This is a genomic window from Thioalkalivibrio denitrificans, assembly GCF_002000365.1.
GTDB classification, from domain to species: Bacteria; Pseudomonadota; Gammaproteobacteria; order Ectothiorhodospirales; family Ectothiorhodospiraceae; genus Thioalkalivibrio_A; species Thioalkalivibrio_A denitrificans.
On record NZ_MVBK01000146.1, the window covers coordinates 1 to 6,383 of the forward strand.

General features: G+C 66.7%; 5 protein-coding genes and 1 pseudogene. All 6 read right to left on the bottom strand.

Annotated features, from left to right (window positions below):
* Positions 1 to 172: 172 nt before the first annotated feature.
* A complete protein-coding gene (gene hfq / locus B1C78_RS16910; protein WP_077280324.1) occupies positions 173 to 415 on the bottom strand; it encodes an RNA chaperone Hfq in 243 nt (80 codons plus the stop codon).
* A gap of 202 nt (positions 416 to 617) precedes the next feature.
* On the bottom strand, positions 618 to 1,547 hold the full coding sequence (gene miaA / locus B1C78_RS16915) for a tRNA (adenosine(37)-N6)-dimethylallyltransferase MiaA (RefSeq protein ID WP_077280325.1): 930 nt from the start codon (positions 1,545 to 1,547) through the stop codon (positions 618 to 620).
* 124 nt (positions 1,548 to 1,671) lie between these two features.
* Positions 1,672 to 3,450, bottom strand: coding sequence for a DNA mismatch repair endonuclease MutL (mutL, locus tag B1C78_RS16920; RefSeq protein WP_077280326.1), 1,779 nt, complete (start codon positions 3,448 to 3,450; stop codon positions 1,672 to 1,674).
* Positions 3,451 to 3,530: 80 nt separating this feature from the next.
* A complete protein-coding gene (locus B1C78_RS16925; RefSeq protein WP_077280327.1) occupies positions 3,531 to 4,838 on the bottom strand; it encodes an N-acetylmuramoyl-L-alanine amidase in 1,308 nt (435 codons plus the stop codon).
* A 334-nt stretch (positions 4,839 to 5,172) separates the two neighbouring features.
* Entirely contained in the window at positions 5,173 to 5,661 is a 489-nt protein-coding gene (gene tsaE / locus B1C78_RS16930; RefSeq protein ID WP_425443985.1) for a tRNA (adenosine(37)-N6)-threonylcarbamoyltransferase complex ATPase subunit type 1 TsaE, read from the bottom strand.
* A pseudogene (locus B1C78_RS16935) lies at positions 5,658 to 6,383 on the bottom strand (NAD(P)H-hydrate dehydratase); the annotation flags it as partial. The pseudogene B1C78_RS16935 and the gene tsaE, both read right to left, overlap by 4 nt.

A 6,383-nucleotide genomic window follows, 5' to 3' on the forward strand; every position in this document is an offset into this window, starting at 1 on the left:
CCCAGCAGGGCGAACGGGCGAGCTCCGAGAACTCGACGCCGTCATCACTGGCCTGCATGTCGGGCAGCGCCAGGTGAACCAGCACCGCCCGTTCGCCCTGCTGGGGTCGTTCAAACAATCGGCTTACCTGCCTGCATGACGCGGCTCAGACTCGCGGGATACATCGGACCCGTCAGCCCTCCGGTTGCGCGTCCTCGGGCATGGCCAGCTTGACTGGCCGCGAGGGGACGATGGTTGAAATGGCATGCTTGTAGACCATCTGGCTGACGGTGTTCTTGAGCAGCACCACGAACTGATCAAACGAGTCAATCTGACCCTGCAGCTTGATGCCGTTGACCAGGTAAATGGAAACCGGGATCCTTTCCTTGCGCAATGTATTGAGGAAGGGTTCTTGTAACGTCTGCCCCTTTGACATGAGCTTGCTCCTGGCGTCGATCTCTGAGATGGGGGGTGAGGCCTTTATGTCATTCTCCGGGCTCCTGGGCCCGGTTGCACCAACTTCCGACGGGTCCTGATTGTGGAGCCTTCCAGCGCACCCGGGATCAGCTCAAAACCGCCCCGGGCTTGAATATTCAACCTGTTTTGCAGTCTAGCACACCGGTCGGTCAGCCACCCGGTCACTGGTTCACATGTCCCTCAATCCGGGCAACCACCGCCTCCACGTCCAGCGACTCCATCTCCAGGGCGATCACCCCGGGGTAGCCGCGGATCCAGGTCAGCTGGCGCTTGGCCAGTTGCCCGGTGGCCGTGATGGCCTTCCGGCGCATGGTCTCGAAGTCGATCTCGCCCGAGAGCCACGACCAGACCTGTCGATAACCCACGGCCCGGATCGCCGGCAGCGAGACATTCAGATCCTCTCGCTGATATAAGGTCTCGACCTCCGGAATCAAGCCCAGTTCCAGCATCCGGTCAAATCGCGCCGAAATTCTTGCACGCAGGGCCGCCCGGTCCCCGGGCACCAGCGCCAGGCGCAGCAGCCGGTAGGGCAGCCCGGCAGTCGAGGTCCCGCCGTGGAACGAGGACAGGGGCCTGCCGGTGAGCAGGTACACCTCCAGGGCCCGTTGCAGACGCTGGGGATCGTTGGGGTGGATACGCGCGGCGCTGACCGGGTCCACCTGTTTCAGGCGTTCGTGCATCGCCTCCCAGCCGCATGCCGCCGCATCGGTCTCGATGGCCCGGCGCACCCGGGCGTCGGCGCCCGGCAGACGATCCAGGCCGAACTCCAGCGCACGGAAATAGAGCATCGTGCCCCCGACCAGGAGCGGCACCCTCCCCGAGGCCGTGATCTCGGCCATGGCGGCAAGCGCATCGGCGCGAAAGCGCGCCGCCGAATAGGGCTCGGCCGGGTCGAGTATGTCGATCAGGCGATGGGGCGCCTGCGCCAGCACCTCCGGTCCCGGCTTCGCGGTACCGATATCCATGCCCCGATACACCATCGCCGAGTCCACGCTGATGATCTCGCACGGCAGGCGACGCACCAGCTCCACCGCCAGATCGGTCTTGCCCGAGGCGGTGGGACCCATGAGGAAGATGGCGGGGGGATGCATCTTTGGAAGGATGAAGGATGAAGGATGAAGGATGAAACGATACCAGCTGTAGGAGCGGCGCCCTCGCCGCGAATGCCCTTGCCCGCGATGTCACCAACCGTTGTTCGGCCCGGGGGCGGGCCTCCTACTGTCCTCTCAAAAAGAGTCTGTCCAACTGATCCATGGACAATTGCACCCAGGTCGGCCTCCCGTGGTTGCACTGGCCGCTGCGTTCGGTGGCTTCCATGTCGCGCAGCAGGGCGTTCATCTCCGGGATGGTCAGCTGGCGGTTGGCGCGTACCGAACCGTGGCAGGCCAGCGTGGCCAGCAGCTCGTTGACGGCGGCTTCCACGCGGCGGGATTCGCCATGGGTCACGAGGTCGGATAGCACGTCGCGCACCAACGCCTCGCTGTCGGCGCGGGAGAGCAGCGAGGGCACGGCGCGGATCTGGAGCCGCTCGGGACCACTGCGCAACAGCTCGAAGCCGAAGCGGGCGAAGGCCTCCCCGTGGGTCTCCACCAGGTCCGCCTCGCGGCGGCTGACGTTGATGTGTGCCGGCACCAGCAGCGGCTGGGACTTGAGGCCCTCGCCCCAGTAACCCTGCTTGAGGCGTTCGTAGGTGATGCGCTCATGGGCGGCATGCATGTCCACGAGCACCAGACCCGCTGCGTTCTGTGCCAGTACGTACACCCCGTGCAATTGCGCGAGCGCGTAACCCAGCGGCGGCGCAACCGCGTCATCGGCGGGCGATTCCTGCAGTTCGGTCTGCGGATGCAGATTGCCATAGGCTTCCATGACCTCCGCCACGCGCAGGTTCAGACCCGACTGGACATGACTCCAGGACCGTGCGGCACCTGCGCCGGCTTCCCCGGCGACCGTGCTTTGCGGCATCTCCATTCGCGCCGGGGCAACACCCTCCCCCGGGCGCAGATCCGCCAGCACCTTGTGCAGGCTGCGAAAGAGAAAATCATGCACCAGCCGCGACTCCCGGAAACGCACCTCGTGCTTCGCCGGGTGGGCATTCACGTCCACCAGCGCGGGATCCAGTTCCAGGTACAGCACGAACGCCGGGTGGCGGCCATGGAACAACACGTCCTGGTAGGCCTGGCGCACGGCGTGGCTGATGAGCCGGTCGCGCACCATGCGGCCGTTGACATAGAAGTACTGCAGGTCGGCCTGGCTGCGGGAATAGGTGGGAAGACCCAGAAAACCGTGCAGGCGAAGTCCGGCCGCCTCATGGTCGACGCGCACCACCTGTTCCGCAAACGTCTGGCCGCACACCTTCGCCACGCGGTCCAGCTGCGCGGCCTCGTTCATGGCCGGCGACAGCTGCAACATGGGCTTTCGATTGTGGGACAGTGCAAGGCCGACACGGAACCGCGACAGGGCGATGCGCCGCACCACTTCTTCCAGGTGGCCGAACTCGGTGCGCTCCGTGCGCAGGAACTTGCGCCGCGCCGGCACATTGAAGAAGAGATCGCGCACTTCGACCGTGGTGCCTTCCGGGTGCGCGGCGGGCATGGGCGCCTCGAAGCGGTCGCCCCCGTCGCCCCGGATGGTCCAGCCGCTCCCGGCATCCGGCGTGGCGGAGGTCAGCGTCAGCCGCGACACGGACGCGATGCTCGGCAGCGCCTCGCCGCGAAACCCCAGGCTTGCGACCCGCTCCAGGTCCTCGAGACTGGCGATCTTGCTGGTGGCATGGCGCGACAGCGCCAGGGCCAGCTCATCCTTCGGGATCCCCGAGCCGTCATCGCGAATCCGGATGCGCCGCACCCCGCCCTGCTCCACGTCCACCTGTATGTTTGCGGCCCCGGCATCCAGGCTGTTCTCCAGCAACTCCTTAACCACCGACGCCGGCCGCTCCACCACCTCACCGGCGGCGATCTGGTTGACAAGCTGGGGAGGGAGGGGGGAGATGGGCACTTTGAAAGGATGAAGGATGAAGGATGAAGGATGAATTGTCCTTCATTCTGCCTTCATCCTTCCACCTTCATCCTTGAATTTCAGCTGTCCCTTCTCGGAATCACCAGCACCTGGCCCGCGTGGATGCGGTCGTTGGTGAGGTTGTTGTGCTGGCGCAGTTCGTTGATGGAGACCCGGTAGCGGTTGGCGATGCCGGAGAGCGTCTCGCCGCTCTGGATCACGTGGCGCCCGCGGCGGGTCTCGGCGAGGATCGTGCCGGGCGGGGCGTTGTTGTTGAAGTAGGAACGCAGTCCGGTCATCAGCGCCTCGGCCAGGGACTGCTGGAAGGCCGCGGTGCGCAGCTTGCGTTCCTCTGCCGGGTTGGTGATGTAGGCGGCCTCCACGAGCACGGAGGGAATGTCCGGCGAGGTGAGGACTGCAAAGCCGGCGCGCTCGACCCTGCGGCTGCGTACCTTGCCCACACGATGCAGATCGTTGATCAGGGAATCGGCGAGCGTCGCGCTGGCCTCGATGGTGCCGGTCTGGGAGAGATCCAGCAGCACGGAGGCGAGCACGTCGTCCTTGTCGTCCAGCTTGACGCCGCCCACCAGGTCGGCGGCGTTCTCGCGCTCGGCGAGCCACCGGGCCGCCTCACTGCTGGCGCCGCCCTGGGACAGGATGTACACCGAGGAGCCCTGCACGCGCCGGTCGGGCGCGGCGTCCGCATGAATGGAGATGAACAGGTCCGCCCGCTGCGCACGGGCGCGTCGGATGCGCTCGCGCAGCGGCAGGAAGTAGTCGCCGGTACGCACCATCACCGGCTTCATGCCGGGTTCGCTCGCCACCAGCCGCTCGAGCCGCTGGGCAATGGCCAGCACCACGTCCTTTTCCCGCGTGCCGCCCGGACCGATGGCGCCCGGGTCGCGTCCGCCGTGGCCGGCGTCAATGGCGACCACCACCTCGCGCAGCTCGCCGCCGGGCTGTTCCGTGGAACGCACGGTCTGCGGTGCCTGGCTGGCGCCCTGACGCTGCAGGTCCACCACCAGCCGGTGGCCCGCACCCTGGGCGGGACGCAGCACGAAACTCCTGGGCACCGCCCGCTCGCGCAGATCCAGCACCACCCTCAGATCACGGTCGTTGCGGGTGGCATAGCGCAGGCGGGCTACATGGGATTCCGGCACCGAGGGCACAGTCAACTCGCGGGCACCGGCACCCTGGATATCGATCACGACCCGGTGCGGGTCCGTGAGAGTGAACAGGCTGTGTTCCACCGGACCGGAGAGGTCAAAGACCAGCCGGGTCTGGCCCTCATGGGCCGACAGGCGGATGCGTTCCACCCGCTCCCGACCAGCCGCCCAGAGCACACCCGGGGCCATCACGGAGGCGGCCGTCATGCCGCAGGCGCTCATGATCGCCCTGAGGAATCGGCGTCGCGGAGGCTCGTTGGGCAACTGACTCACGACATGCTCCAGGTACCGGGGATTCGCAACCTGCTTCCTAGTGTGACGCACCCGCCAAAAAAAGCAAGAGGATTTTTCAATCAATCCATGCAGATAGCGGGACCTTTTACTGCCGTTTATCAGCTAATGAGCAGAAGTTTTTGCCACAGAGGGCACAGAGGTCACAGAGAAATACGGGAAATCGACGGGGACACACGGTTGAGGTCCGGGACCGCTCCCGGCCGGCAATGGTCATTTCAGTCAGCTCTACGCCTTTCCTCTGTGACCTCTGTGCCCTCTGTGGCTAATCATTCATTTCCAGTCGGTTAGCCAGCGCCGCGATCCAGGCTCGCCCCGCTTCGCTGAGGCCTTGCAGGCGGGCCTCGCGGCCCTCGCCCGCCACGGTGAGCCGGATGGACAGGTCCGGGGAACCGAGCATCCCTCCGCCACGTTCGGGCCACTCCACTAGGCACAGGGCGGTGCCGTCGAAGTAACCATCCAGGCCCAGGTATTCCAGTTCCTCCGGATCGGTGAGGCGGTAGAGATCGAAGTGATGCACCCTGCGCCCGGCCACCTGGTAGCTTTCCACCAGGGTATAGGTGGGACTCTTAACTGCGCCTGAATGGCCCAGTTCGCGCAGCCAGCCACGCACCAGGGTGGTCTTGCCGGCGCCCAGATCGCCGGTGAGATGCACCGCCAGACCGCCCTCGGGGGAAACGGCGGCCAGCGCCGCGCCCAGTGCCAGCGTCGCCGCCTCGTCGGGCAGCACCAGCATCCGTTCGGATTTGCTCACGGATTCACCACGGCGCGTAGCTGCGCAATGACGTCGGAGGCCAGCAGGCCGCGTTCCCCGCCCTCCCGGGCGGCACGGTCGGCGGCCTCCGCATGGATGCACACGCCCAGGCGTGCCGCCTCGCCCGGTTCCAGACCCTGGGCCAGCAACCCGGCGATGACACCCGTGAGCACGTCGCCCATGCCTCCGCTGGCCATACCGGGATTGCCGCCGGTGCATATGGCCGGGCCCGTATCGTCGCAAATGACGGTCCCCGGGCCCTTGAGCACGCAGACGCCGCCGAAGGTCTCGCGAATGCGCCTGGCGGCCGCCAGGCGNNNNCAGTTCCGGTCGGCCCGCGGGCAACAACCCGGCATGATCCGGATGCGTGGCCAGGGATACCAGGCCGGCACCGGTGCGCGCCGCGGCCTCCCCTGCCAGACGGACCGCGCCGGGCATGCCCCGGTCTCCGCCGATCACCAGCACGTGGCCGCAATCCCCCTTGTGGGCTGTGCGCGCCCGGGTGCCCAGACGAGCGATGCAGGCGGCGTCCAGACGCAGCGCGGCCGGCTCGAGGCCGGAATGGATCTCTGCAGGGACCTCCAGGGCACTGAATACCACCTCACCGCAATGGCCCGGCCCCTCGCCGGTAAAGAGCCCGGTCTTGAGACCGATGAAGGTGACGGTGACCTGCGCGTGCACCGCGCGGCCCATGACCGCGCCGGTGTCGGCATGGATTCCCG